This is a genomic window from Chromobacterium sphagni (genome assembly GCF_001855555.1).
Taxonomy (GTDB): domain Bacteria; phylum Pseudomonadota; class Gammaproteobacteria; order Burkholderiales; family Chromobacteriaceae; genus Chromobacterium; species Chromobacterium sphagni.
Genome location: NZ_MKCT01000017.1, coordinates 416,961 through 439,174 on the forward strand (window position 1 = coordinate 416,961; position 22,214 = coordinate 439,174).

At 60.4% G+C, this 22,214-nt stretch carries 28 protein-coding genes and 5 tRNA genes; 17 read left to right on the forward strand and 16 right to left on the reverse strand.

Features of this window, described 5'->3' with window-relative positions:
- Nucleotides 1-266: 266 nt before the first annotated feature.
- Both BI344_RS10205 and BI344_RS10210 read right to left on the reverse strand, forming a co-directional pair.
- Nucleotides 267-1,886: an MFS transporter gene (locus BI344_RS10205; RefSeq protein WP_071112824.1), complete on the reverse strand. Its 1,620-nt coding sequence runs from the start codon at nucleotides 1,884-1,886 to the stop codon at nucleotides 267-269.
- Nucleotides 1,883-3,535 carry a GMC family oxidoreductase gene (locus BI344_RS10210; RefSeq protein WP_071112825.1) on the reverse strand — a complete coding sequence of 551 codons (1,653 nt, stop codon included), beginning with the start codon at nucleotides 3,533-3,535 and terminating at the stop codon, nucleotides 1,883-1,885. Before BI344_RS10210 ends, BI344_RS10205 begins: the two co-directional genes overlap by 4 nt.
- A 172-nt stretch (nucleotides 3,536-3,707) precedes the next feature.
- Between BI344_RS10210 and BI344_RS10215 the strand changes: the two genes are divergently transcribed.
- Both BI344_RS10215 and BI344_RS10220 read left to right on the forward strand, forming a co-directional pair.
- Entirely contained in the window at nucleotides 3,708-4,631 is a 924-nt protein-coding gene (locus BI344_RS10215; RefSeq protein WP_071112826.1) for a LysR family transcriptional regulator, read from the forward strand.
- A gap of 10 nt (nucleotides 4,632-4,641) precedes the next feature.
- Nucleotides 4,642-5,505 (forward strand): AraC family transcriptional regulator, encoded by an 864-nt coding sequence (locus BI344_RS10220; RefSeq protein WP_071112827.1) that lies wholly within the window; start codon nucleotides 4,642-4,644, stop codon nucleotides 5,503-5,505.
- Nucleotides 5,506-5,573: 68 nt separating this feature from the next.
- Here the strand turns inward: BI344_RS10220 and guaB are convergent, their stop codons facing one another.
- The gene (gene guaB / locus BI344_RS10225; protein ID WP_071112828.1) at nucleotides 5,574-7,037 is read right to left on the reverse strand and encodes an IMP dehydrogenase; all 1,464 of its coding nucleotides are present in this window, start codon (nucleotides 7,035-7,037) and stop codon (nucleotides 5,574-5,576) included.
- A gap of 145 nt (nucleotides 7,038-7,182) precedes the next feature.
- On the opposite strand from guaB, the gene BI344_RS10230 reads away from it, so the two are divergent.
- The 10 genes from BI344_RS10230 (at nucleotide 7,183) to BI344_RS23820 (ending at nucleotide 12,983) form a co-directional block, all read left to right on the forward strand.
- Nucleotides 7,183-7,617 carry a DUF4124 domain-containing protein gene (locus BI344_RS10230; RefSeq protein WP_071112829.1) on the forward strand — a complete coding sequence of 145 codons (435 nt, stop codon included), beginning with the start codon at nucleotides 7,183-7,185 and terminating at the stop codon, nucleotides 7,615-7,617.
- Nucleotides 7,617-9,422: an excinuclease ABC subunit UvrC gene (gene uvrC / locus BI344_RS10235; RefSeq protein WP_071112830.1), complete on the forward strand. Its 1,806-nt coding sequence runs from the start codon at nucleotides 7,617-7,619 to the stop codon at nucleotides 9,420-9,422. The genes BI344_RS10230 and uvrC overlap by 1 nt, the downstream gene beginning before the upstream one ends.
- A gap of 84 nt (nucleotides 9,423-9,506) precedes the next feature.
- Nucleotides 9,507-10,088, forward strand: coding sequence for a CDP-diacylglycerol--glycerol-3-phosphate 3-phosphatidyltransferase (gene pgsA / locus BI344_RS10240; protein WP_071112831.1), 582 nt, complete (start codon nucleotides 9,507-9,509; stop codon nucleotides 10,086-10,088).
- Nucleotides 10,089-10,191: 103 nt separating this feature from the next.
- Nucleotides 10,192-10,267, forward strand: a tRNA-Gly gene (locus BI344_RS10245).
- Nucleotides 10,268-10,292: 25 nt separating this feature from the next.
- Nucleotides 10,293-10,368 (forward strand) — tRNA-Gly (locus BI344_RS10250).
- Nucleotides 10,369-10,398: 30 nt separating this feature from the next.
- Nucleotides 10,399-10,474: transfer RNA gene (locus BI344_RS10255), tRNA-Gly, on the forward strand.
- A gap of 27 nt (nucleotides 10,475-10,501) precedes the next feature.
- A tRNA-Gly gene (locus tag BI344_RS10260) sits at nucleotides 10,502-10,577 on the forward strand.
- A 43-nt stretch (nucleotides 10,578-10,620) separates the two neighbouring features.
- Nucleotides 10,621-10,694 (forward strand) — tRNA-Cys (locus BI344_RS10265).
- 167 nt (nucleotides 10,695-10,861) lie between these two features.
- Nucleotides 10,862-12,037: a site-specific integrase gene (locus BI344_RS10270; protein WP_071112832.1), complete on the forward strand. Its 1,176-nt coding sequence runs from the start codon at nucleotides 10,862-10,864 to the stop codon at nucleotides 12,035-12,037.
- Nucleotides 12,038-12,041: 4 nt separating this feature from the next.
- On the forward strand, nucleotides 12,042-12,983 hold the full coding sequence (locus tag BI344_RS23820) for an HNH endonuclease (RefSeq protein ID WP_206600361.1): 942 nt from the start codon (nucleotides 12,042-12,044) through the stop codon (nucleotides 12,981-12,983).
- Nucleotides 12,984-12,992: 9 nt separating this feature from the next.
- Here BI344_RS23820 and BI344_RS10280 read toward each other — a convergent pair whose 3' ends face one another.
- The 8 genes from BI344_RS10280 to BI344_RS10315 all read right to left on the reverse strand — a co-directional run bounded on the left by BI344_RS10280 (nucleotide 12,993) and on the right by BI344_RS10315 (nucleotide 18,107).
- Entirely contained in the window at nucleotides 12,993-13,319 is a 327-nt protein-coding gene (locus tag BI344_RS10280) for a helix-turn-helix domain-containing protein (RefSeq protein ID WP_071112834.1), read from the reverse strand.
- Between the two features lie 123 nt (nucleotides 13,320-13,442).
- Nucleotides 13,443-13,823, reverse strand: coding sequence for a hypothetical protein (locus tag BI344_RS10285; RefSeq protein ID WP_071112835.1), 381 nt, complete (start codon nucleotides 13,821-13,823; stop codon nucleotides 13,443-13,445).
- Nucleotides 13,824-13,851: 28 nt separating this feature from the next.
- Nucleotides 13,852-16,119 carry a replication endonuclease gene (locus BI344_RS10290; RefSeq protein ID WP_071112836.1) on the reverse strand — a complete coding sequence of 756 codons (2,268 nt, stop codon included), beginning with the start codon at nucleotides 16,117-16,119 and terminating at the stop codon, nucleotides 13,852-13,854.
- Nucleotides 16,116-16,571: a hypothetical protein gene (locus BI344_RS10295; RefSeq protein WP_071112837.1), complete on the reverse strand. Its 456-nt coding sequence runs from the start codon at nucleotides 16,569-16,571 to the stop codon at nucleotides 16,116-16,118. The genes BI344_RS10290 and BI344_RS10295 overlap by 4 nt, the downstream gene beginning before the upstream one ends.
- A 14-nt stretch (nucleotides 16,572-16,585) precedes the next feature.
- Nucleotides 16,586-16,786: a hypothetical protein gene (locus tag BI344_RS10300; protein WP_071112166.1), complete on the reverse strand. Its 201-nt coding sequence runs from the start codon at nucleotides 16,784-16,786 to the stop codon at nucleotides 16,586-16,588.
- Between the two features lie 95 nt (nucleotides 16,787-16,881).
- Nucleotides 16,882-17,376, reverse strand: a complete 495-nt coding sequence (locus BI344_RS24805; protein ID WP_083339091.1) for an ogr/Delta-like zinc finger family protein — start codon at nucleotides 17,374-17,376, stop codon at nucleotides 16,882-16,884.
- Between the two features lie 2 nt (nucleotides 17,377-17,378).
- On the reverse strand, nucleotides 17,379-17,825 hold the full coding sequence (locus tag BI344_RS10310) for a YmfL family putative regulatory protein (protein ID WP_083370101.1): 447 nt from the start codon (nucleotides 17,823-17,825) through the stop codon (nucleotides 17,379-17,381).
- A 39-nt stretch (nucleotides 17,826-17,864) separates the two neighbouring features.
- Nucleotides 17,865-18,107: a hypothetical protein gene (locus BI344_RS10315; protein WP_083370102.1), complete on the reverse strand. Its 243-nt coding sequence runs from the start codon at nucleotides 18,105-18,107 to the stop codon at nucleotides 17,865-17,867.
- A 66-nt stretch (nucleotides 18,108-18,173) separates the two neighbouring features.
- Between BI344_RS10315 and BI344_RS22840 the strand changes: the two genes are divergently transcribed.
- The 5 genes from BI344_RS22840 (at nucleotide 18,174) to BI344_RS10340 (ending at nucleotide 20,199) form a co-directional block, all read left to right on the forward strand.
- A complete protein-coding gene (locus tag BI344_RS22840) occupies nucleotides 18,174-18,545 on the forward strand; it encodes a helix-turn-helix transcriptional regulator (RefSeq protein WP_158021051.1) in 372 nt (123 codons plus the stop codon).
- Between the two features lie 136 nt (nucleotides 18,546-18,681).
- A complete protein-coding gene (locus tag BI344_RS10325; protein WP_071112840.1) occupies nucleotides 18,682-19,152 on the forward strand; it encodes a hypothetical protein in 471 nt (156 codons plus the stop codon).
- Nucleotides 19,149-19,535 carry a hypothetical protein gene (locus BI344_RS10330; RefSeq protein WP_071112841.1) on the forward strand — a complete coding sequence of 129 codons (387 nt, stop codon included), beginning with the start codon at nucleotides 19,149-19,151 and terminating at the stop codon, nucleotides 19,533-19,535. Before BI344_RS10325 ends, BI344_RS10330 begins: the two co-directional genes overlap by 4 nt.
- A gap of 3 nt (nucleotides 19,536-19,538) precedes the next feature.
- Complete coding sequence (locus tag BI344_RS10335; protein WP_071112842.1) at nucleotides 19,539-19,976, forward strand: hypothetical protein; 438 nt, start codon at nucleotides 19,539-19,541, stop codon at nucleotides 19,974-19,976.
- Between the two features lie 13 nt (nucleotides 19,977-19,989).
- The gene (locus tag BI344_RS10340; RefSeq protein ID WP_071112843.1) at nucleotides 19,990-20,199 is read left to right on the forward strand and encodes a hypothetical protein; all 210 of its coding nucleotides are present in this window, start codon (nucleotides 19,990-19,992) and stop codon (nucleotides 20,197-20,199) included.
- Here BI344_RS10340 and BI344_RS10345 read toward each other — a convergent pair.
- From BI344_RS10345 to BI344_RS22845, 5 genes are all read right to left on the reverse strand, one after another.
- Nucleotides 20,181-20,507, reverse strand: a complete 327-nt coding sequence (locus BI344_RS10345) for a hypothetical protein (protein ID WP_071112844.1) — start codon at nucleotides 20,505-20,507, stop codon at nucleotides 20,181-20,183. The two genes, BI344_RS10340 and BI344_RS10345, sit on opposite strands and share 19 nt — an antisense overlap.
- Before the next feature lie 186 nt (nucleotides 20,508-20,693).
- Nucleotides 20,694-21,179, reverse strand: coding sequence for a type II toxin-antitoxin system HicB family antitoxin (locus tag BI344_RS10350; protein WP_241499299.1), 486 nt, complete (start codon nucleotides 21,177-21,179; stop codon nucleotides 20,694-20,696).
- Complete coding sequence (locus BI344_RS10355; RefSeq protein WP_338152209.1) at nucleotides 21,179-21,442, reverse strand: type II toxin-antitoxin system HicA family toxin; 264 nt, start codon at nucleotides 21,440-21,442, stop codon at nucleotides 21,179-21,181. Before BI344_RS10355 ends, BI344_RS10350 begins: the two co-directional genes overlap by 1 nt.
- The gene (locus BI344_RS23825; protein ID WP_139166947.1) at nucleotides 21,439-21,639 is read right to left on the reverse strand and encodes a hypothetical protein; all 201 of its coding nucleotides are present in this window, start codon (nucleotides 21,637-21,639) and stop codon (nucleotides 21,439-21,441) included. Before BI344_RS23825 ends, BI344_RS10355 begins: the two co-directional genes overlap by 4 nt.
- A gap of 72 nt (nucleotides 21,640-21,711) precedes the next feature.
- Nucleotides 21,712-22,143 (reverse strand): aegerolysin family protein, encoded by a 432-nt coding sequence (locus BI344_RS22845; protein ID WP_083339094.1) that lies wholly within the window; start codon nucleotides 22,141-22,143, stop codon nucleotides 21,712-21,714.
- Nucleotides 22,144-22,214: the final 71 nt, after the last annotated feature.

A 22,214-nucleotide genomic window follows, 5' to 3' on the forward strand; every position in this document is an offset into this window, starting at 1 on the left:
AGTGACGCACAAGCCGCGGCGGTTACCGGGAAGTCTGGCTTTAGCGCCCGCTGATGGTATTTTCTCGATCAGGATAGTTTTAAGTTATTGTATTTTCGAGGTTGCATGGTTTTGTGGCCAGGGGCGGGGCGCGTTTGCGGACGGGACGCGGAAATGGGCCAGGGTTGCTGGGCCGATGCGCGCTAAATTCGGATGCGGCGACGCGGAGTGCCGGATGAGAAATAAAAAGCCCCCGCTCCGGGCGGGGGCTGTTGCCGATGGCGCTGTCAGTGGCGATGAACGTCGTTGTGGAAGGTTTCGCGCAGGAATACCAGGCTCACGACCAGGCTGACGCCGTAGACGATGATCGGATACCACAGGCCGTACAGGATGTCGCCGGTGTACACCACCAGCGAAAAGGCCACGGTGGGCATCAGGCCGCCGATCCAGCCGTTGCCCAGGTGGTAGGGCAGCGACATCGAGGTGTAGCGGATGCGGGTGGGGAACAGTTCCACCATCATCGCCGCCAGCGGGCCGTAGGTCAGCGCCGAGATCACCGACAGCAGCACCAGCACCAGAATCACCATGATGTGGTTGATCTTGGCCGGGTCGGCCTTGTCCGGGTAGCCGGCCCGCTTCAGGCCGTCCTGCAGCGCCTTCTTGTCAAAGCCTTGCAATACCGTGGCGCCAATGTGGATTTCGGTGGTGCCGGGCTGCGTTGCCGCCTGCTGCTGGTACGGCACGCCGTTCTTCGCCAGCAGCGCCTTGGCCTGGTCGCAGGGCGTATTCAGCTTGGCCTTGCCTATGGGGTCGAACTGGAAATGGCAGCTGGATCGGTCTGCCACCACCAGCACCGGCGCGCTGCGCTGCGCGGCGGCGACGTCGGGGTTGGCGTAGTCGGTCAGCCAGCGGAAGGCCGGGAAGGTGAGAAGCAGGCCCAGCGCCAAGCCGGCGATCAGCACCGGCTTGCGGCCGACGCGGTCGGACAGGTGGCCGAAGTACAGGAACAAGGGTGTGGTGAGGATCAAGGAGGCGATCAGCATCAGGTTGGCGGTCTGCGGGTCCACCTTGAGGATCTGCGTCAGGAAGAACAGCGAGTAGAACTGCGCGCAGTAGAAGGTGACCGCCTGGCCGCCGTTGAAGCCGAACAGCGAGATCAGTACCAGCTTGAGGTTGTCCCAGTTGCCGAAGGCCTCGGTCAGCGGCGCTTTCGACTGTTTGCCCTCCGCCTTCATTTTCAGGAAGGCGGGAGATTCCTGCATCGACAACCGGATCCAGGTGGAGATCGCCAGCAGGATGATGGACAAGAGGAAGGGCAGGCGCCAGCCCCATTCATTGAAGGCATCTCCGGTCAGCTTGCGGCAGGCCAGGATTACCAGCAGCGACAGCAAGAGGCCGGCTCCGGCGGTGGTCTGGATCCAGCTGGTGTAGCCACCGCGCTTGTTGTCCGGCGCGTGCTCGGCCACATAGATGGCCGCGCCGCCGTATTCGCCGCCTATCGCCAGGCCCTGCAGCATGCGCAGGGAAACCAGGATCAGCGGCGCGGCGATGCCCAGCGTGGCGTAGCCAGGCAGCACGCCTACCAGGAAGGTGGACAGGCCCATGATGACGATGGTGGCGAGGAAGGTGTACTTGCGGCCCACCATGTCGCCCAGCCGGCCGAACACCAGCGCGCCGAAGGGCCGCACCAGGAAGCCGGCGGCGAAGGTCATCAGAGCGAAGATGAAGGCGGTGGTCTCGTTGACGCCGGTGAAGAACTGCTTGCCGATGATGGCGGCCATCGCGCCGTACAGGAAGAAGTCGTACCACTCGAAAACCGTGCCGAGCGACGAGGCCAGAATCACCTTGCGCTCGGCTCGGCTGATGCCGGCGGCTGACGCCGTCGACGATGCGATGCTGTTGCTCATGTCCAAGTCTCCTTTGCTGGGTGGGCCGGTGTCGCGATCGGACCCGGCTGTTTGTTGTCTTGCGCGATCATCTGCGCCGCCTTGGCGGCGATCATCAAGGTGGGGCTGTTGGTGTTGCCGGAAATCAGCGTCGGCATGATGGAGGCGTCGGCCACTCTGAGGCCGGCAATGCCATGCAGCCGCAGCCGGGCGTCCACCACCGCGTGCGCGTCGCGGCCCATTTTGCAGGTGCCCACCGGATGGAAGATGGTGGTGCCGATCAGTCCGGCGGCTTCTATCAGCTCGTCTTCCGATTGAAATTGCAGACCGGGTCGGTATTCCTGCGGCAGGTAGCGGGCCAAGGCCGGCGATGCGGCGATGCGGCGGGTCAGGCGGATGGCGACTGCGGCAACGCGCAGGTCCGCGGGATGGCTGAGGTAGTTGGGCTGGATCTGCGGCGGCGCATCCGGATGGGCGCCGCCGATCGCCACATGGCCGCGGCTTTGCGGCCTAAGATGGCAGACTGAGGCGGTGAAGGCGGGGAAGCGGTGCAGTGGCTCGCCGAAGCGTTCCAGCGACAAGGGCTGCACGTGGTATTCCAGGTCCGGCCATGCCACTTCCGGTGCGCTGCGGGCGAAGGCGCCCAACTGGCTGGGGGCCATCGACATCGGGCCGCTGCGCCGCCACAGGTATTCCCAGGCCATGGCCAGCTTGCCGCTCCAGCCGGCGGCGCGCTGGTTCAGCGTGAGCGCGTTTTGCACCTTGAACACCAGCCGCAGCTGCAGATGGTCCTGCAGATTGGCGCCGACGCCGGGTAAGATGTGCTGCGGCGTGATGCCGTGTTCGGCCAAGAGGCCGGCCGGTCCGATTCCGCTGCGTTGCAGCAAAAGCGGGCTGCCGATGGCGCCGGCGGCTAGGATGATTTCGCCGCGGCAGCTCGCTTCCAGCCGGCGGCCGTGTTGCAGGAATGCAATAGAACGGGCGCGGCCATGCTCCAGCGTCAGTTTTTCCGCCTCGGCGCCGGTCAGCACCGTCAGGTTGCGGCGTTCGGCCACCGGGTGCAGGAAGGCGCGCGCGCTGCTCCAGCGCAGGCCGTTTTTCTGGTTCACCTCGAAATAGCCGCAGCCGGCGTTGTCGCCGGTGTTGAAGTCGTCGACGGGGGAGATGCCCTGCTCGGCGGCTGCGGCGCGGAAGGCGTCCAGTATCTCCCACGACAGCCGCTGTTTTTCCACCCTCCATTCGCCGCCATGGCCGTGCAGTCTGCGGGACGGGTCGAAGTGATCTTCCATGGCGATGAAGTGGGGGAGGACGTCGCGCCAGCCCCAGCCGGGATTGCCCAGCGCTTCCCAATGGTCGTAGTCGGCAGCCTGGCCGCGCATGTAGATCATGCCGTTGATCGACGAGCTGCCGCCCAGCACCTTGCCGCGCGGGTAGCCTAGCGCGCGGCCGTCCAGCGCGCTTTGCGCCGTGGTGCGGTAGCACCAGTCGGTGCGCGGATTGCCGATGCAGTACAGATATCCCACCGGGATGTGTATCCACGGGTAGTTGTCCTTGCCGCCGGCCTCCAGCAGCAGCACCCGTTTGTCGGCATCGGCGGACAGCCGGTTGGCCAGCAGGCAGCCGGCGCTGCCGGCGCCGACGATGATGTAATCGTACTCTCCGTTCAGCATGCCGCGGCGCCGATCATGTCGTTGTCGTAGCCGCCATCTAAACCGAAGCGGGCTTGGCTGGGAATAGCCAGCGGGAAACAGCATGTGTTAGTTTTTGAACAGCGGAATGCTGTTGGCTTGCTGTTTTCGTGTGCATATGCACAATCGCCGGCCGGTTTGGAATGGGGGAGACATGTTCGACTGGAATGATGTGCGCTTTTTCCTGGCACTGCAGCGCTGCGGAAAATTGCTCGGCGCGGCGCGCCAGCTGGGCACCACCCACGCTACGGTGGCACGGCATATCGCCGCGCTGGAGGCCGAGCTGGGCCAGCCCTTGTTCGTGCAGCAGGCCGACGGCTACATGTTGACCGCCGCCGGCCGCAATCTGTTGCCGCTGGCGGAGTCGCTGGAGAACACCGCCTCGCAGATGCTGGACCACGCCCGGCGCGGCCATGCCGAGGTGAGCGGGCTGGTGCGGGTGGGCGCGCCGGAGGGACTGGGGGCGCTGTTCCTGGCCAAGCATCTGCCGGTCCTGATGGCGCGTTATCCGGGGCTGGAGATCGATCTGGTGGCGGTGCCGCGCTTCGTCAGCATCACCAGCCGCGAGGTGGACATCGCCATCGCGCTGGAGCGGCCGCAGGCCAATCTGGTGGTGACGCGCAAGCTCACCGACTACTGCCTGGGCCTGTACGCCACGCCGGCCTACCTGGCCGCGCACCCGCCCATCGTTGAGAGGGAAGACCTGAATGGCCACGCGATACTGGCTTATGTCGACGATTTGCTGTTCTCGCGCGAACTGATGTTCCACCACGGCCTGTGCCGCAATCCCAGCATGCCGTTGCGCAGCACCAGCGTGGTGGCGCAGCGCGAGGCGGCGCTGGCCGACGGCGGCATCGTGGTGCTGCCGTATTACATGACTTTCGACGACGCCCGGCTGGCGCAGATCCTGCCGGAGCTGCGCATCGTCCGCTCTTACTGGATCAGCGCGCGCAGCAATATCCGCCGCACCCTGCGTTACCGGGTGGTGTGGGATTACGTGGTGGAGTTGTGCCAGAACAATCAATGGCTGCTGTTGCAGCAGCCAAGTCCGCAAAATGAATCAATTACCCTGAGATAAGCTGAACGTCATGAGAACGCCTTATCGCAATAGCGGCCTGGATTCGCCGTACCTGAGACGGATGCTGAAGGCCCTGGACTATTTGTGGCGGCATCTGGATGCATCGGTGTCGCTGGAGCGCCTGGCCGAGGAGGCCTGCCTGTCGCCCTATCATTTTCATCGGGTGTATCACGCCCTGATGGCCGAAACGGTGGGGGAAACCCGGCAGCGCTTGTTGTTGCACCGCGCGGCGGGGGAGTTGGGCGGCAGCCCGCTTCCCTTGTTGCGGGTGGCTGCGCGCGCCGGCTATGGCAGCGCTGCCGCATTTATCCGCGCGTTTTCCCAGGCATATGGCGAAAGTCCGGGCCGTTATCGCAAGCGCAGGGCGTTCATTGTTCGACAAAACCGGGAGAGCCTAATGCACGAAGTGAGCATGTTGAAGCAACAACAAGGTCTGAGGGTGCTGATGCGCCGCCATCGGGGCTCTTATATGGAAATCGGACAGGCGTTCGGCGCTTTGCAGGCAATCAGTGCCGGGCATGAGGCGGGGGAGGCGCCAGGCCGGGTGTTCGCGATGTTTCTCGACGACCCGGAGCAGATTTCTGCCGCCGAGTTGCGTTCCATCGCCTGCGTGACCGCGCCGGCCGGCTGGGAGGATAAGGCCTTGCCGGAGGGATTCGAGTGGGGGGAGATCCCGGCCGGAGAGTACGCCTGCGCAATGCATTTGGGGCCTTACGCCGAATTGAAAACTACCTGGGACTGGTTGTATCGCCATTGGCTGCCGGACAGTGGCCAGGTGCCGGGCGATGTGCCGTGCATAGAGGAGTATCTGAATTCGCCGTATGACACCGCGCCCAAGGATTTGCGGACGCGGCTGATGCTGTCGCTGGCCTGAGCGCGGCGGCGGATGTAACAAAGCCCGCGTTCTGCAACGCGGGCTTTAGTTCTTCCGTGAAGACCGGTTTAGCGGTCGACGTGGTAGTTCGGCGCTTCCTTGGTGATCTGCACGTCGTGGACGTGGGATTCGCGGATGCCGGCCGAGGTGATCTCGACGAACTGCGCCTTCTCGTGCATGTCGGCGATGGTCGGGCAGCCCAGGTAGCCCATCGACGAACGCAGGCCGCCCACCAGCTGGTGGATCACCTGGCCGATGGAACCCTTGTACGGCACGCGGCCTTCGATGCCTTCCGGCACCAGCTTTTCCACATTGCCTTCATTGTCCTGGAAGTAGCGATCGGACGAGCCCTGGCTCATCGCGCCCAGCGAACCCATGCCGCGGTAGGATTTGTACGAGCGGCCCTGGAACAGTTCCACTTCGCCCGGGGCTTCCTCAGTGCCGGCGAACATGCCGCCCAGCATCACGCAGTTGCCGCCGGCGGCCAGCGCCTTGGAGATGTCGCCGGAGAAGCGGATGCCGCCATCTGCGATCATCGGCACACCGGTGCCTTTCAGCGCTTCGGACACGTTGTGGATGGCGGTCAGCTGCGGCACGCCGACGCCGGCCACGATGCGGGTGGTACAGATGGAGCCGGGGCCGATGCCGACCTTGACGCCGTCGGCGCCGGCCTCGACCAGCGCCCTGGCGGCGGCGGCGGTGGCGATATTGCCGCCGATCACGTCCACATGAGGGAAGCAGGTCTTCACCCAGCGCACGCGCTCCAGCACGCCCTGGCTGTGGCCGTGGGCGGTATCCACCACGATCACGTCCACGCCTGCCGCCACCAGCGCCTTGACGCGCTCCTCGGTGTCGCCGCCGGTGCCGACTGCCGCGCCTACGCGCAGGCGGCCCTGAGTATCTTTGTTCGCATTCGGGTGTTCGCTGGTCTTGATGATGTCCTTGACCGTGATCAGGCCCTTCAGCTCCCAGGCGTCGTTGATCACCAGCACGCGCTCCAGGCGATGGGTGTGCATCAACTCGCGGGCCTCATCGATGCTGGCACCTTCCTTGACGGTGATCAGACGCTCGCGCGGGGTCATGATGGAACCGACGGTCTGGTCCAGGCGGGTTTCGAAGCGCAGGTCGCGGTTGGTGACGATGCCCACCACCTTGCCGGCTTCGATCACCGGCAGGCCGGAAATCTTGTATTGGCGGGTCAACAGCACCAGATCGCGCACCAGCATGTCCGGAGCGATGGTGATGGGGTCCTTCACCACGCCGCTTTCATGGCGTTTCACCTTGGAAACCTCGGCGGCCTGCTTTTCCGGGCTCATGTTCTTGTGCACGATGCCGATGCCGCCTTCCTGAGCCATGGCGATGGCGAGACGGGCTTCGGTCACGGTGTCCATGGCGGCGGAAACCAGAGGCAGGTTCAGGGTGATGTTGCGGGTGAGGCGCGTGGCGAGCGATACGTCGCGCGGCAGGACTTCCGAGTGGGCTGGGACGAGGAGAACGTCGTCGAAAGTATAGGCTTTCTCGATGATACGCATCTTCGCGTTTCCTTAGGCGGCAAAGCGGCATTATACCGAATCATGCAACCCACTGCAAAAATACCGCGGGGTTTCGCGTATTTTGCGCGACACCGGGCCAGGCTTTACAATCGGCGGCACTGGATAAGAGGTTGGGACGTCAGCCATGAAATCATCACCTTTAGTATGGACGCTTTTGCTGGCGTTGCTATTGCCGGGTATCGCCGCAGCCGAGGTCTACACCTGGACCGACGCCAACGGCAAGACGGTGTTTTCCGATCAGCCGCCGCCCAATGTCAACGCCCGCAGGATGAATGTGCGCGCCCAGCCGTCGGCGGCCGCGTCGGTGCCCAAGGCTGAGAAGAAGGCCGATGGCAGGCCCGCCGCCAACAAGCAGGTGGCGTCCGACAATGCCGGCATCGCCGCCGCCAACGCCAAGGTGAAGGCGCAGAACTGCAGCGCCGCGCAGGCCAATCTGGCCACCTTGCAGCAGAACGGCCGCATCCGCATGCCCGGTTCCAACGGCCTTGCCACCGATGCCCAGCGCAACGAGCTGATCCGTCAGGCGCAGAAGGATGTGCAGACCTGGTGCGGCAAATAGTGGACAAAGCCGTTTTCGACTACCAGAACGTATTGCAGAACCTGCCGTCGCTGCCCGGCGTCTACCGGATGCTGGATGCCGGGGGCAAGGTGCTGTATGTCGGCAAGGCGATAGACCTCAAACGCCGCGTCAGCTCCTATTTCCAGAAGAATGACCTGTCGCCGCGCATCCGGCTGATGGTCAAGCAGATCGCCAATATCGAAACCACGGTCACCCGCTCAGAGGCCGAGGCGCTGATTCTGGAAAACAACCTTATCAAGGCGCTGGCGCCGCGTTACAACATCTTGTTCCGCGACGATAAATCCTATCCCTATCTGATGCTGAGCGGGCACGACTTCCCGCAGATGGCTTATTACCGTGGCGAGCCCCGGAAGCCCAATCAGTATTTCGGCCCCTATCCCAACGGCTACGCGGTGCGCGAGAGCATCCAGATTCTGCAGAAGGTGTTCCGCCTGCGCACCTGCGAGGACGCGGTGTTTGCCAACCGCTCCCGTCCCTGCCTGCTGTACCAGATCAAGCGCTGCTCCGGTCCCTGCGTCGGGCATATCTCCAAACAGGAGTACGCGGCGGATGCCGCCAGCGCGGTGGCTTTCCTGCAGGGCAGGCAAAGCGAGCTGATAGACGAATTGAACCGACGCATGATGGCGGCGGCCGAGGCGATGGAGTTCGAGCAGGCCGCCGAGTTGCGCGACCAGATTCAGGCGCTGACCCGGGTGCAGGAGAAGCAGTTCGTCTCCAGCAACCAGAGCCAGCAGGATTGCGACGTGGCGGCGGCGGCGCTGAAGGATGGTCTGCCTTGCGTCAACCTGGTGATGGTGCGAGGCGGCCGCCACCTGGGCGACAAGAGCCATTTCCCGGTGGGCGGAGAGGCGGATACCGCGCAGGAGATTCTGGAGGCCTTCCTGGCCCAGCATTATCTGACCGCCGGTGTGCCTGCCGCGCTGATCGTCAATGGCCAGTTGAGCGCGGCGTTGCGCGAGTTCCTGCAGCAGCAGGCTGGGCGCAAGCTGGCGATCGCGAGCAATCCGATAGGTGAACGCCGGGTATGGTTGGAAATGGCGGAAAAGAACGCCGAATTGGCCATTTTGCAGAAGCAGGGCAGCAGGGCGACGCAGACGCAGCGGCTGGCCAAGCTGAACGAGGCGCTGGAGTTGGAGGACGCCGGCCGTTTTGAATGTTTCGACATCAGCCACACCATGGGCGAAGCCACGGTGGCCTCCTGTGTGGTATACGACAAGGGGGCGATGCAGCCATCGGAATACCGCCGCTTCAATATCACCACCGCCGCGCCGGGCGACGATTACGCGGCGATGCGCGAAGTCCTGTCACGTCGCTACGGCAAACTGGCGGACGAGGAGGGCAAGCTGCCGGACGCGGTATTCATCGATGGCGGCAAGGGCCAGGTGGGTGTGGCGCTGGAAGTGATGGCGGAACTGGGGCTGACCCTGCCCATCATCGGCATCGCCAAGGGTGAGGAGCGCAAACCCGGTCTGGAAACGCTGATCCTGCCGTATCTGGAAAAGACGCTACAATTGCGCCAGGATCATCCGGCTCTGCATCTGATCCAGACGGTGCGCGACGAGGCGCACCGCTTCGCCATCACGGGCCACCGCGCGCGGCGCGCCAAGGCGCGCACCGCCTCCACGCTGGAGGATATTCCCGGCATCGGGGCCAAGCGCAGGCAGCAGCTGCTGATGCGCTTTGGCGGACTGCGCGGCGTGGCGGCGGCGAATGTCGACGACCTTTGCCAAGTGGAAGGGATCAGCCGTACGTTGGCGGAAAAGATTTACAATGCGCTGCATTGACTGAACGCGGCAAGCGTCCCTGATTCAGGCTCGGGATGCTTGCCGGCGGTGTTTACGAGCCTGATTGCGACAAGACCAAGACCAATGCCCTTCAATTTGCCGATATTCCTGACTTGGCTCAGGGTCGCCCTGATCCCGATCTGCGTGGCGGTGTTCTTCCTGCCGGACTCCATCTTGCTGCTGGCCAGCCGCAATATCGTGGGGGCCGGCATTTTTGCATTGGCGGCCGCCACCGATTGGCTGGACGGTTATCTGGCGCGCAAGCTGGGGCAGACTTCGGCTTTCGGCGCCTTCCTGGACCCGGTGGCGGACAAGCTGATCGTCGCCGCCGCGCTGATCCTGCTGGTTCAGCTGGGACGCACCGAGGGCTGGATGGCGATGATCATCATCGGCCGCGAGATCACCATCTCGGCCTTGCGTGAATGGATGGCGGGCATGGGCACCCGCAGCAGCGTCGCCGTGGCCTATATCGGCAAGCTGAAAACCGCCGCTCAAATGTTGGCCATTACCCTGCTGCTGTACGATGGCAGGCTGATGTTTGGCGTGGATGCGCGGATGGCGGGAAATTTTTCCATGTATGTCGCGGTGGTTTTGACTTTATGGTCAATGGTTTACTACTTGCGCATGGCGGCGAAAGAGTTTGCCGGTAAAAAAATTGATGTATGAAGTGTTGACAGGTTTGGATAAGTCTCTATAATTCGCAGTCTCTCGCCGCTACTGACGAAGCAGCAGCGAGATGCAGCAGAAAGTGTTGCAAGTTTTAAGCGGTGCGGGAATAGCTCAGTTGGTAGAGCGCAACCTTGCCAAGGTTGAGGTCGCGAGTTCGAGCCTCGTTTCCCGCTCCAAAAAAACTTGTTAATGATGTGCGATGCGGGAATAGCTCAGTTGGTAGAGCGCAACCTTGCCAAGGTTGAGGTCGCGAGTTCGAGCCTCGTTTCCCGCTCCATACCTTTCTTTTGCTGATTGTTTATGCGATGCGGGAATAGCTCAGTTGGTAGAGCGCAACCTTGCCAAGGTTGAGGTCGCGAGTTCGAGCCTCGTTTCCCGCTCCACTTGAAAACAGTCCAGGTTTTACCCATGCGGGAATAGCTCAGTTGGTAGAGCGCAACCTTGCCAAGGTTGAGGTCGCGAGTTCGAGCCTCGTTTCCCGCTCCAAATTTTGTTGACCAATTTATGCTAATTGGTAATAGTTTCAGATGGCGGGGTAGCAAAGTGGTTATGCAGCGGATTGCAAATCCGTCTACGCCGGTTCGATTCCGACCCCCGCCTCCAAATAAAACCCCCGTAAGTCAAAGACTTACGGGGTTTTTCTTTGCCTATTTCTTAGCTGTCAACCACAGGAAAACGGCCAGTTTTCCGCAATTTTCAGCCCCTAACCACTCGAAAAATCAGCCTAACCACGCGTAGACTATAGTTTTTGCCCTCTACGCGAGTTTTTAATGGCTACCAAGCGACAACGGCCCAGCGGTTCCTGGGAGTTCATCGTCCGGCGCAAGGGCGTATTGCCGCGCCCGGTGTCGTTCACGTTCGAGCGTGAAGAAGAGGGCGACAACTACTGCTCCCGCTTGGAGGCGCTGCTGGACCGCGGCATCGTACCGCCCGAGCTGCTGCACGAAAAGCCGGACCTGGCCACCATTGGCGACGCGCTGCGCGATTACCTGGTGAGTGTGCCGGTGGCGGAGTCTGACAAGCCGGTGCTGGCCACCTTGATGGGCAAAGTGGGCGGCGTGGAGCTGCGCACGGTCAATTACAGCTGGGCGGAAGCCTGGGTGCGTGCCTTGAAGCAGGAGGCGCAACTCTCGCCCTCTACCATCCGCCATTATGTTGGCTCGCTGGCCCGCTGTTTCGACCACCTCACCCGCAAGCCCAACTCCACCTTCGTCACCAACCCGCTGCGCCTGCTGCCCAAGCGCTATGCCACGTATAACGACGCCGACGCCGCGGTATTGCGCGCCACGGCGCCACAAGGGCAGGTGGTGCAGGTGCCGGTGGACGAATGGCGCGATAGGCGGCTGGCGCCGCACGAGGAAGAGGCGGTGCGCAAAATCATGGCGGGTGAGAAACCAGCCGGCCGCCAGCGCGCCCTGGCGCTGCGCTGGCAAGGCGCGCTGGAGTTCCTGTTCGATTTGGCCTTGGAAACCGGCATGCGCCTGCGCGAGATGTACACGCTGGGGCTGGATCAGGTGGACGAGGGCAAGCGCACCATCTTTCTGGAAAAGACCAAGAACGGCGACAAGCGCCAGGTGCCGCTGACATCGGTGGCGCTGGAAACGATGGCGCGCTACCGGCGCCAGGTGGCGGCCGGCGAGCGCGGCATGGAAGGCTGGCAGTTTGAGGGCGGGCGGCTGTTCCCGTGGTGGGATGGTAATGACAGCGCGATTGTGCTGAAGAAGACCACTGCGCTACTCTCTCGCCAGTACGCGCGCATCTTCGAGGCGGCAGGCTGCGAGGATTTTGGTTTTCACGATCTGCGGCATGAAGCTACTAGCCGTATTTTTGAACGGACTCAACTTTCAGATTTGCAAATTGCAAAGATTACTGGCCATAAAGACCCGCGCATGCTTTCAAGATATGCAAATTTACGTGGGTCAGACCTTGCTCAATTGCTATGGTGAAAAAATGGATCAAATTGGTTTGAAGCGAAAGGAAAAGATAGATAGTTTATATTTAACTATCGAACGTGGCTTTCTTGTAAAAGGAAGGAAAGTAGTTATTCCTTCAATTGAAAGTGGGGTGTGTCGTTATTGTGGAAAAAAAAGTCCTGATGTTTGTTTTAAAACAGAAGCGCATGCATTTCCCGGGTTTATTGGAAATAATTCGTTATTTTCTAGTGATGAGTGCGATTCTTGTAATGAATTATTCAGCCGAATAATTGAAGATGACTTGGCTAATTATATGGGCGTAGCAAGAACTTTGAAGCGAATTCGAGGTAGAAATAAGATACCTAAGTATAAGCCACCAAATGGTACATTGGAGATTTCTGCTGATCACTCCTCTATTGATATAAGATCCAGTAGGGAAGAGGGAAATGTTACTCGTGATCTTGATCAAAAAACAATAACGATTACGTCCCCTCGCTTGCCATATGTCCCAATGGCTGTTTTTAAGTGTTTTGTCAAGATGGCGATCGCAGTGTTGCCTAAAAATGAACTCCTTCATTTAAGACATCTCTGCGATTGGATAGTGCAGGAAAGGCATCAAGTTTATTATAAGCCGTTGAAAATAATTAAGCAGTCACTCACGGGGCCGGTCAAATATGATGTAATTTCTTATTATTTGTTAAAGCGTAAGCATCACGGAGATATGGTTCCATATCTCCAGTTTGTCATAATTTTTGCTGGTGAAATTTATCAATTGCCTTTGCCTATTCCTGATATGGATTATTATCTAGATGGAAAAGAATTTGAGGTTACACTCTTCCCTTATCCAACGCTAAGCGTTGATCATGTTGACAAATATGGTAGTGTTGGCTGTCAGGTGATTGATTTGACCTCTCCTGAGTTGGTTGTTGGTGATGAGCTTAAAATGGTTATGCATTTCGATGAGTTGTTGAATTTGTAATATTTTCTGTTAAGAATTTTGAAATTCTGTCACCTCCAGATTCGGTAATTCCTTGCGTCGGCTTCCACGCACCCCCGAATTGTTGACACCAGTTTTTACCCGCGGCAACTTACCCTCTCCACCCAATGTTTTGTTGGCTTCCGCCTTGGCAATCCGCTGATTGGTCTGCCGCCGCACTTCATCGCGCAAGTAGCCCAGCACGTCATCGCGCAGAAACACCCATGCCACACCAACCTTGCAGCCTGGCAGCACACCCTTGTCCGCCAGCTCGCGGGCGGTTTCGGTGCCGATGTTCATCAGCTCGGCGGCTTCATCTAGATTCAGCGTCTCTTTCATCACAGTTCCTTTCTTGTTCTGCTGGCGGCCATAGGTGAGCGGCCTTGCCGGTTTTCAGAGGACGGCGCCCAAGTTGATGGGATGGGCCGGCCGCTCGCCTATGGCCGCTGTGCGGCCGATTGATCAGATGCCTTCCACCACCAGTTCCAGGCTGGTGCGTTCTTCGCCGGTGGCCAGGATCTGGAAACGGTCCCGGCCTTGGCTGTCGCGGCCGTTGGCGACAAGCCGGCGTTCTAGGCCGTTGCCGGCCAGCGTCACCACGTAGCGCTGCAGCGGCAGCAGGTCGATGGGCAGGCGCAGCACGAGGTAGGGCACGAAGCCCGCGCCGGCCTGGGTGCTGGCGTCCAGCTCGATGTCACGCAGCCGGCGGGCCATGCGCTCGGCGCGGTTGATGTTCCGCATCTGGCTGTTGATCCTGTCTACCGTGGCGCGGAACTCGCTTTGCGCGTCCAGCAGCAGCTGGGTGTAGAGGCTGGTTTGCTCGTGGGTCGTGGTTGCGTTCATCGCGGTTGCTCCTTTTGGTTTTTGCCGCTCACAGGCGGCCTGCTTGGGTTTGATTGATCCATTGCCGCGCGCGGGCGGTGGCCTGGGCGAGCTGCTGGGAAACGGGGATGCCGGGGCCGTACGCGCTCCAGGGCTGCGGGCCTGGGCGGGCAGGGCGCTCAGCCTGGCGCCGGTCGGCGTCGGCCTGGGCCCGAACCTGGGCGATGACTTCCAGGCCGCGGCCCGCCGGTATGCCCAGGCTGGCGGCCAGCCGGCGGTTGACGCGTTGCAGGCGCACGCGCTCGCGGCTTTCTTCGCGCTGGCGCTTGGCGGCCAGGCGGTGGCGCTCCACATCGTCCATCGCCCATTGGCGGGCAAACTCCGGGAAGGCCGCCAGGTGGCGCTGCTGAGCCTCGAATTCCTGGCGCGCGGCCAGTTGCTCGGCGGTTAGCCACTCGTCGTCGCCATCGGCCTGCTGGGCCTCTCGCATCGCATCGGCCAGGGTGAAGCGGTGTTCGTCGGCAATCGGCCCCAGCGGGGCAACTGCGATTTCCGTAGAGTTATTGACACGAGTCCAAGGGGAAGCTGCGCTTCCCTCAACATCCAAACCCGGCGCCTTGCGGCTGATCTGCCATTCGTGCGGCCGTGTCATGGCAAGCTGGCCGGAAGCCTGTTCCACCACGCCGAACACGCGCTTTTGCCCTGCTTCGCCGTAGCGGTTGATGGCGGGCTCCGAATCCCGCGCCACTTGCAGCGGCATGTCGCGGCGCTTGGCTTCATGGCCGCCCATCAGGTGGACGAAGCGGCCCCAATTGCCGGTGTCGGCGGCAATGGCGGCATGCATCAGCACATCCTCGGCGCCGGCCCACTCCCAGCGGCGCAGCTCGCGCCACACCCCCACCGGCGGGCCGCCCACTTGCTGGAATTGGCGGATGCCCCAATGGCTGGCCCAGGCGTCCACCCGGCGCGCGGTTACGGTGGCGTCCGTGGCGGCGGACTGGTCGCGGCTGTCGCCATCGTCCTGGCCGGCCAGGCCGGTGAAATCCTGCGCTTCGAAGTCCTCGCCAATGCTGCTGCCGTCATGCTTGGCACCGTCCACGTTCTTGGCGATGTACTTGGCGATGTAGCCGGCGGCGGAACCCTTGTTCCAGTCGATAGCTTCGAACTTCACCCGTGCCGTGATGCCTTTCCACACCCAGCGCGGCGGCTGGCTCCAGAAATCCGCCTCGATGCCGACGCGGGCGGCGATGTCGGCCAGCTTGCCCTTGGCGCCTTCGGCGCGTAGCGCGCGGGCGGCGGCCATGGCTTCCGATTTGGTCTGCATATAGCGCAGGCCCAGCTCGTCGCGGTCTTCGCGCACGGCGTAGCGGGCGACGATGGCGCGGAAGGGCTTCACCTCCTCCGGCGGCATGAAAAACAGGCCGTGCATGTGCGGCGTGCCGTCGTGGTGCGGCTCCGCCACGCGGAAGCCAAAAATCTTGATGCCGGCGCGGGCCAGCGCGGCGTTGATGCGTGACCACACGCCGCCCAGGTAGTCGCGGGTGTCAATAGGGGTGAAGCCGGCGTACTTGGCGTTGCGCTTGCCGCTCTTGGCATGGCGCGGGTGGTACTTGCTGGGCGCGGTGATGGTGATGAACTCGCCGGCCATCTCCAGGCCGACGGCGATGTACTCGAAACCGGCGATGCGCACCATCAGTTCGGCGCGGCGGATGATGGGGTTGCTGGTGCTGAGTTCGGCCAGCTGCGCCAGCGTGTATTCCTGGCCCAGCTCGTTGATGGCGGTCAGCGCCTCCAGCAAGCCGCGGTTGCGGCGCTTCTGCTCGCCGCGGCGGGCGATGGCGTCATGGCTGGCGTACAGGCCATGGCGCTTATGCACCAGGCCAAACTGGATGGCCAGTTGCTCGCTGCGGCGCGCATTGGTCCGGCGCAAGGCCCGGCGCCACCACAGGCTGCACGCCACCCGCGCGGCGCGGCCGGTGTCGGACTTGCCGCGCGGCGGCTCCACGCCAAAGCTGCGGCAGTAGCGTTCAAGCTGGATCACATCCGCGCCGCGGCCAATCAGCTGGTCAGCCTCGAAAGCGCGTTGCTTGGCAAACTCCACCAGCTCCATCTCGCAGGCGCCCAGCGGCAGCGCGTTGCGCGGCATGAAGCGGGTCAACTCTCGCAGCCAGGCGTCGGCGTCGGCCTGCCGCGGGTCGGCTTGACCCTGCGCCAGCTCCAGCGGGCGGCTGCGGCGCTTGCGCCACTCGCGGCCAATGGCGCGGCCCAGGTGGCGCGGGAAACGCTCCAGTACCGGGAGGCGGGAAACGGCTGTCACGCGGCTTGCTCCTCGCGGCCAGTAGCCGCAACGGACAGCGGCTCGGCATGCAGCGGCAGGCCGCCGCGCAGTAGCTTGGCTTCAGCCAGGTCGCTGTGGCTGAGCGCGATATCCATTTCATGCATCATCCAGCCCGGCTGCGTCAGCACCATGGCCCGCAATGGCAGGCGATGCATGGCGATTAGCTGATTGATGGCGCGCTCCGCCACCGCCATGGTCTTGAGCGCGTCTTGAATGTCCTTCATCGCCTCCAATTGCGCCAAGTTCAGCAACTGCTCCTGCAACAGAGCTGCCGACCCCGCGCTTGCGCGCCGCTCCGCATGGCGACGATCAAGGGCGGCGCCCACCAGGCGTATGGCTTGCTCGCGCGGGGTTTCCGGCTTGGGTGATCGGCAGAGCTCGCCCAAAAATGGCATGACGTTGCGGGCGAAGTGTTCGTTGATGGCGTTCATGGCTGAAACCTCGATCAGTGCAGCGGGATGAATTGCAAGACGATGACCAGCAGCAGCACGCCCCCGGCCAGCAGATCCACCACGGCGCGACGGTAGCCGGCCGGCCGGCGGCCCGCGGTGGAATAGCAGGCGGTGCCGTTGGCGAAGCGCACGTAGCGCATCTTGCGGATGCGTGGCGCGGCGTCCTGTTGCGTGGCGGTAGCGGGCTGATGCATGGCGTTCTCCAGGGTGGCGCTGTGTTTTTTGGGCGTAAAAATCCCCCTCGCACTGCGCAAGTGCGATTTTCAGAGAGAGGGGGAGGGGGTAAGACTTAGGCGGTCAGGCCGGGCAGCTCAAGCTGGTTTTCCAGCTTCTTGCGGCGAAGCTCATGCTGCAATTCCGACAGCCGCTGCTTGGTCGCCATCGGTATGCTGACGCCTGCCTTGGGTAGCGCCGGCGGGCAAAGCGTTTCGCGTACATAGCGATAGGTGGTGAAGGTGTGGCCGCAAGTGAGGTTGGAACACTGGAAGTATTCTTCCTGGGTCAAATTGCTGAGATAGCGACTAGTCCGGGTATAAGAAACTTGTTCGCAGTGTGGGCAGGTGAAGGCCATTTTTCCCTCCGGCAGATGGACTAGATACAGGGTTTCCCGCACAAAAAGCCTTGGCCTCACAACCTTGGTCAAAATTGCCCCCGCGCCGCATTCCTGCCTTTGGCAGCGAATAATGACTTTGCTGGTGCTAAACCCATGAACCACGCGCACAGGGCGGTAAGGCGTTTCGCAGACGGGGCCGCCGCAGTGATGGCAAACGATGGTGTCTTCCATGATCAGCTCCGGCAGAACACTTGAAAGGTCAGGTGGTTCATCTGCGTCACCTTGGTGCAGATGGCATCGCGGATGCCTTCCAGGCGCTGGCGTTCGCGCTTGTCCACCTCGCCGTCGCGGGTGGCTTCGCGCCATTCGCGCGCCAGACGGCCCACTTCGTCCACCAGCTCCATGTACACGCGCTGGATTTCTTCATCGTCCACCGTCGCCACGTCCGGCAAAGGGATGAACACGCCGCCGGCCTCCGCCGCCACGGCCTCGGCAAACAGCGTGGTGCCGCTAAAGGCTTGCATCTGCAAGGCTTCATGGACGCTGACGGATTGGCCCTTGCGTTCGTACACGCGGTTTTCCAGACCATCCTTGCTAAAGCCCAAGGCAGCGGCCATTGCCGGCCAACCGCCCGGCATGGCCTTGCACATCGTCTGGTATGCGGTTCTCAATCTGTCCATTTCTTGCTCCATTCCACCAGCAGGCTCGGTGTTCGGTGGTTATGCTGAAAATGCTTTTTGGATAGCATTTGCCCATTCCGTCAGACCGTGTAGGGCCAGGAAGGTGGGCAGGCCAACGAGATAGATTTCGCGGCTTAGGCTGCTCTCCGACATGCCTAGCTTTTCTTTCAGCTTATTGAAGAGGTAGCGTTCAATAGGCAGCAGGCGCATCTGCACGGGCTTTGACTGTGCTACACCACGTGGACCGTAAACCCTTCGTCCACTCTGTGCGGTGGTGGTCATATGCGGTACCATCATCTGAAATCTGAATTGCTTTGCATCGTACATCTGAAATCTGAATGTTGCAACATGTTTCCGTCTGAAAATGGATGGGTGCGCTTTGCGAGAGGTAAAAAATTGAATATTGGGGACCGGCTTCGAGAGGAAAGAAACCGACTTGGCCTTACGCAGCAGGATGGTGCAAAGGCCGCAGGCGTTGGCTATACGACTTATATGGCGTATGAAGCTGGCCGCAGCTTTCCCAACGCTGAAGCCCTCAACCTTCTGCATGCTGTAGGTTTCGATGTCTTGTACGTTGTGACAGGTGTTCGCAATGGTGCAGCGCTGTCGAATGAGGACAGCAGCTTGCTTGCAGACTTAAACCAAGTAGATGAGAAAGGCCGTACTTTGGCCGTTACCACCATGCGCAGCCTACTGGATACCTACAAGCGCTTGTCGTAGGCCAACCCCACCCGCCCAAACAGAAGCCCGGACTTAGCCGGGCTTTTCCATATGTGAATCACATCTATCAATCATGTTATCCTTGCTTTTCAAATGGCATTTTGTGCCAACAAAAACAAAGCTCAGGACATAAAACATGAAATATCTATCGTTCGCCGTTCTGGCGTTCTCACTCTCCAGTCCGCTGATGGCCGCACCCAAATGGGACGAGGTCGCTATCATCAAAGCGGTAGGGGTGAAAGTTATGAAAAAGAAAATCGAACAAGATGGCACCTGCAAGATGACCAGCTACACCTTCAAATCCCTGCCAGACATGGTTCTGGAATTCCGCTGCAACCGAGTAAACGTGGCCTGGGATCGCTTCCCCGAAAAAGGCTATGAGAAGAAAAACCAAGAAGCTGCACAGCTCGCAAAACTCGCAGCATCAGCGTTATCTCAAGGTAGCGGCAAAGAGGTTGACGATGCCATGAGTGGCCAAGTCATGAAAGAGCGGTCCCTACTCTCTGGCCTGACAGTAGGTGGTTCGTGCAGTTCCGCAAGCTGCTTGCTTACTTACCACCCCCGCGCAGGTAAGGTTCAAAAACAAAGCTCAGGACATAAACCATGAAATATCTATCGCTCGCCGTTCTGGCGCTCCCACTCTCCAGCCCGCTGATGGCCGCGCCCAAATCCAAGCCCAAGGCGCTAGCGCAAGAAACGCTGCAGTTCATCAACGACATGGAAGCGAACTTGCAAATCGCTATCCGCATCGGTGACAAGTACGCCTTCTACGACTACATCGAGAAGCCGACCCTAGCGATGGCTGACAAGTGGCCAGCAGTTGGCTCCAAGGGATATGACGATTACGTCCGCTGCCAGTTTGCTGTGCAGGATTTCCGCGTTTATGCCCAGGATCAGTTCAAGGCTAAGGGCATGCTGCCCAAGAACACGCCGACCACGAAGGAATACTTGCGCAACAAGCGCGAGTGCCAAGCCGCGCTGAAGGCATAAGCTATGAAGCCATTTCTCCCCGCCTTGGCAATAACCTTGCTGCCAGTTTTGTCCCTTGCTGAACCCATGTGGAACGAGTCTGCCATCGTCAAAGCCGTTGGCGTCAAACCCATCAGCAAGAAAGCTGAATACGACGACGGCTGCAATGTGAAGCGCTACGCCTTCCTGAAAGACCCCAGCGTGGTGCTGGAATTCCGTTGCAACCGGGTAAATGTGGCATGGTCTCAATACCCCGAAAAAGGGTTCGAGAAGAAAAACCAGATCGCTCTCCAGCTCGCCACCCGCGCGGCGGCGGCACTGTCCCAGGGCCGCGGTGGCGAGATCGACGACGCCATGAAGGGGAACGTGCTGCGCGACCGCTCGCTATTGTCAAAGCTGACCGTAGGCGGTTCTTGCATATCTACCGATTGCCTCTTGACCTACCGCCCGCCACGCAAATAAGGGAAGAGACACCATGGCTAGCATCAAAGATGTTACCCCCGCGATTATTCAGCTCTGGCTGTTGCGTCCTACCGAGCAAAGACGGCGCATTGACGTTCAGCCCTTTGTCGATGAGCTGAAGGAGCTGCATCCAAACCTGATAGCGCCATTGAAGCGTGGCCGCTGGCGCCCATACTACGATCCCATGATGCTGCTCTTGCAAGATCATCTCGAATCGTACTGAACCGCAAACAGCGCCGCCATGCAGACCTCACGCGGCGCGCTGATCAACAGGACTTTATGCGGGCGGGTGCTGCCGCTGACCAAACAGGACAAGGCAGCATCGAAAGCGTCCCGCACCTCATCGCCCCGATTCATGGCGATGTCCGACACGATCTTGGCCGACTCGAACCAGTCGCGGCAGTAGTGGGGATGATGGAAGTAGGGCGCGTCCCGCACTTCGTCGGGGATGCGCCAGTAGCTGGCGGCGATGGCTTCGTTCAAGTCATCGTCGGACAGGGCGGCATATTGGTTCAGGCGGCTAAAGTCCATGTGAGCGCTCCGGCATTTGGATGCGCCTACTGTAGCCGCGCCGGCGGCCTGGCGGTCGGCCGCTCTGTTGTGCCGCTCCCCGATACAACTTCCGCCCAAAAAATAAGCGCCTCCAGCAAGAGGCGCTTTTTCATTGCCCTGGCGGCGGTTGCGCACAGGGTTATCCACTGGCGATGGTGGACAGCCCTATGCGGACTGCTGAAGTTCCTTCAGCGCGGACCGAGCCAGGAAGCCGGAGCGACTGTCGTACTCAGGATGGGCGCCAACAAAGTCATCAATGCGGCGGATCAGGTTTGCCGGGAGCGTGACATTGATCTTGGTGGCCTTGCCCAAATAGCGGGTAATGTCCACCTCCACCACTGCCCAGATAAAGCCCTGGTACTCAGGATTGGCGGAGTGGGCCTGCACCGTCCCAGCAGTGGGGATGATGGCGTCGTCCTCGTCCAGCCCCTCCAGGTGCAGGTCGATGGCCTCTTTTGCGCTGCTCATGGCTTCATCCAGGGTATCACCCGCGGAGAAGCATCCTGGGATATCTGGCACGATCACGCCGTAGGCGTGGTCGGTGTCGCCCGGCTCGATGGCGATTGGAAACAACATGGTCTTGGTTCCCTTGGTTGTAGCGGGCTGATGCTTGGCAGGAAAGCCAACCCCTTGCGGGGCTGGCTGCTTCATCACTTCAATCCGGCTTGTTTCAGCATGCTATTCCACGTTCCGATTTTGTAATCTTTGGTGGGATGCTTGACTGTTACTCGGCCGGGTTTGGTGGGATGCTTGAACTGGTGGTGACTACCCTTGCAGGCAACTTCAAACCACCCGTCATCCATCAGCATCCTTATGAACTCCCGACTATTCATCCTGCCCCTTGTTTCGTTGTTGATGGGGTTACTATAACTCTGATAGGGTGGCGTGTCAATAACTCTGGGGTTATTTGTCATCCGACCACATCTTCCAGCCGCGCCTCCAGCTCCAGCGCGGTGGTGTAGCCGCCACTGCCAGCTGATGCGTGATCATCTTCAATACCCTGCCAGTGATTTGGATGGTTGGTTTTATGGGTTGGTGTGTGACAGAAGATGCTGAGGTGGTGACGATCAATCCGATTGGGCACAGCTTTTATGGTATTGGGGTGTGTCAAATGAAAATTGCCGTTAACTTGTAAAAGTTAACGGCAATTTTCATAACCAATCTGTGTGGTTTTTTGGGGGGTTCACGCTTGTTTTTGACGTTTTTTCTTCATGGTTTCAAGGGTCACATTGCCCAGCGCTCCGCTGTCCAAATTCGCGCCAGATGGCTCAGTGATGTAGCGGTTATAGGGAGGCTGAGCGCCGGCAGGGCTGAAGTTTGAACTATTTTCTTTTGATCCCCAGGGACAATCCCAAGTATATGTGCCAACCTTGGTTGATCCATCATAAATATCAAAAGACCCCTCAGTGCCAGATGAGGCATTTTCACGGCCGCAAGCATAGATTGTGTAAGTGTCGTCTTCAGTAATTACTTGGCCTTCGATTTGACTGGCTGGAATTTCCTCGTCTTTATTGCCTTCTGCATAGAACTTACCCCAGGAATGGGCCACATTTTTGATAGTAACTGTATAGTTGTCAGGAACAATCGTAATTGCCACCCACTGAGCATAGGCCATGGTAAATCCTTAAGAATAGTTGGAAAAGTCATGTGGGATTGATACCCCTGAACTTTTATAGATCATGCTGT

Excerpts from the sequence above, each read along its gene's own strand:
- BI344_RS10205 (WP_071112824.1), bottom strand. The coding sequence starts at position 1,886 with ATGAGCAACAGCATCGCATCGTCGACGGCGTCAGCCGCCGGCATCAGC.
- BI344_RS10210 (WP_071112825.1), bottom strand. The coding sequence starts at position 3,535 with ATGCTGAACGGAGAGTACGATTACATCATCGTCGGCGCCGGCAGCGCC.
- BI344_RS10215 (WP_071112826.1), top strand. The coding sequence starts at position 3,708 with ATGTTCGACTGGAATGATGTGCGCTTTTTCCTGGCACTGCAGCGCTGC.
- BI344_RS10220 (WP_071112827.1), top strand. The coding sequence starts at position 4,642 with ATGAGAACGCCTTATCGCAATAGCGGCCTGGATTCGCCGTACCTGAGA.
- guaB (WP_071112828.1), bottom strand. The coding sequence starts at position 7,037 with ATGCGTATCATCGAGAAAGCCTATACTTTCGACGACGTTCTCCTCGTC.
- BI344_RS10230 (WP_071112829.1), top strand. The coding sequence starts at position 7,183 with ATGAAATCATCACCTTTAGTATGGACGCTTTTGCTGGCGTTGCTATTG.
- pgsA (WP_071112831.1), top strand. The coding sequence starts at position 9,507 with ATGCCCTTCAATTTGCCGATATTCCTGACTTGGCTCAGGGTCGCCCTG.
- BI344_RS10270 (WP_071112832.1), top strand. The coding sequence starts at position 10,862 with ATGGCTACCAAGCGACAACGGCCCAGCGGTTCCTGGGAGTTCATCGTC.
- BI344_RS23820 (WP_206600361.1), top strand. The coding sequence starts at position 12,042 with ATGGATCAAATTGGTTTGAAGCGAAAGGAAAAGATAGATAGTTTATAT.
- BI344_RS10280 (WP_071112834.1), bottom strand. The coding sequence starts at position 13,319 with ATGAAAGAGACGCTGAATCTAGATGAAGCCGCCGAGCTGATGAACATC.
- BI344_RS10285 (WP_071112835.1), bottom strand. The coding sequence starts at position 13,823 with ATGAACGCAACCACGACCCACGAGCAAACCAGCCTCTACACCCAGCTG.
- BI344_RS10295 (WP_071112837.1), bottom strand. The coding sequence starts at position 16,571 with ATGAACGCCATCAACGAACACTTCGCCCGCAACGTCATGCCATTTTTG.
- BI344_RS10300 (WP_071112166.1), bottom strand. The coding sequence starts at position 16,786 with ATGCATCAGCCCGCTACCGCCACGCAACAGGACGCCGCGCCACGCATC.
- BI344_RS24805 (WP_083339091.1), bottom strand. The coding sequence starts at position 17,376 with ATGGAAGACACCATCGTTTGCCATCACTGCGGCGGCCCCGTCTGCGAA.
- BI344_RS10310 (WP_083370101.1), bottom strand. The coding sequence starts at position 17,825 with ATGGACAGATTGAGAACCGCATACCAGACGATGTGCAAGGCCATGCCG.
- BI344_RS10315 (WP_083370102.1), bottom strand. The coding sequence starts at position 18,107 with ATGACCACCACCGCACAGAGTGGACGAAGGGTTTACGGTCCACGTGGT.
- BI344_RS22840 (WP_158021051.1), top strand. The coding sequence starts at position 18,174 with ATGTTTCCGTCTGAAAATGGATGGGTGCGCTTTGCGAGAGGTAAAAAA.
- BI344_RS10325 (WP_071112840.1), top strand. The coding sequence starts at position 18,682 with ATGAAATATCTATCGTTCGCCGTTCTGGCGTTCTCACTCTCCAGTCCG.
- BI344_RS10330 (WP_071112841.1), top strand. The coding sequence starts at position 19,149 with ATGAAATATCTATCGCTCGCCGTTCTGGCGCTCCCACTCTCCAGCCCG.
- BI344_RS10335 (WP_071112842.1), top strand. The coding sequence starts at position 19,539 with ATGAAGCCATTTCTCCCCGCCTTGGCAATAACCTTGCTGCCAGTTTTG.
- BI344_RS10340 (WP_071112843.1), top strand. The coding sequence starts at position 19,990 with ATGGCTAGCATCAAAGATGTTACCCCCGCGATTATTCAGCTCTGGCTG.
- BI344_RS10345 (WP_071112844.1), bottom strand. The coding sequence starts at position 20,507 with ATGGACTTTAGCCGCCTGAACCAATATGCCGCCCTGTCCGACGATGAC.
- BI344_RS10350 (WP_241499299.1), bottom strand. The coding sequence starts at position 21,179 with ATGAAGCAGCCAGCCCCGCAAGGGGTTGGCTTTCCTGCCAAGCATCAG.
- BI344_RS10355 (WP_338152209.1), bottom strand. The coding sequence starts at position 21,442 with ATGACAAATAACCCCAGAGTTATTGACACGCCACCCTATCAGAGTTAT.
- BI344_RS22845 (WP_083339094.1), bottom strand. The coding sequence starts at position 22,143 with ATGGCCTATGCTCAGTGGGTGGCAATTACGATTGTTCCTGACAACTAT.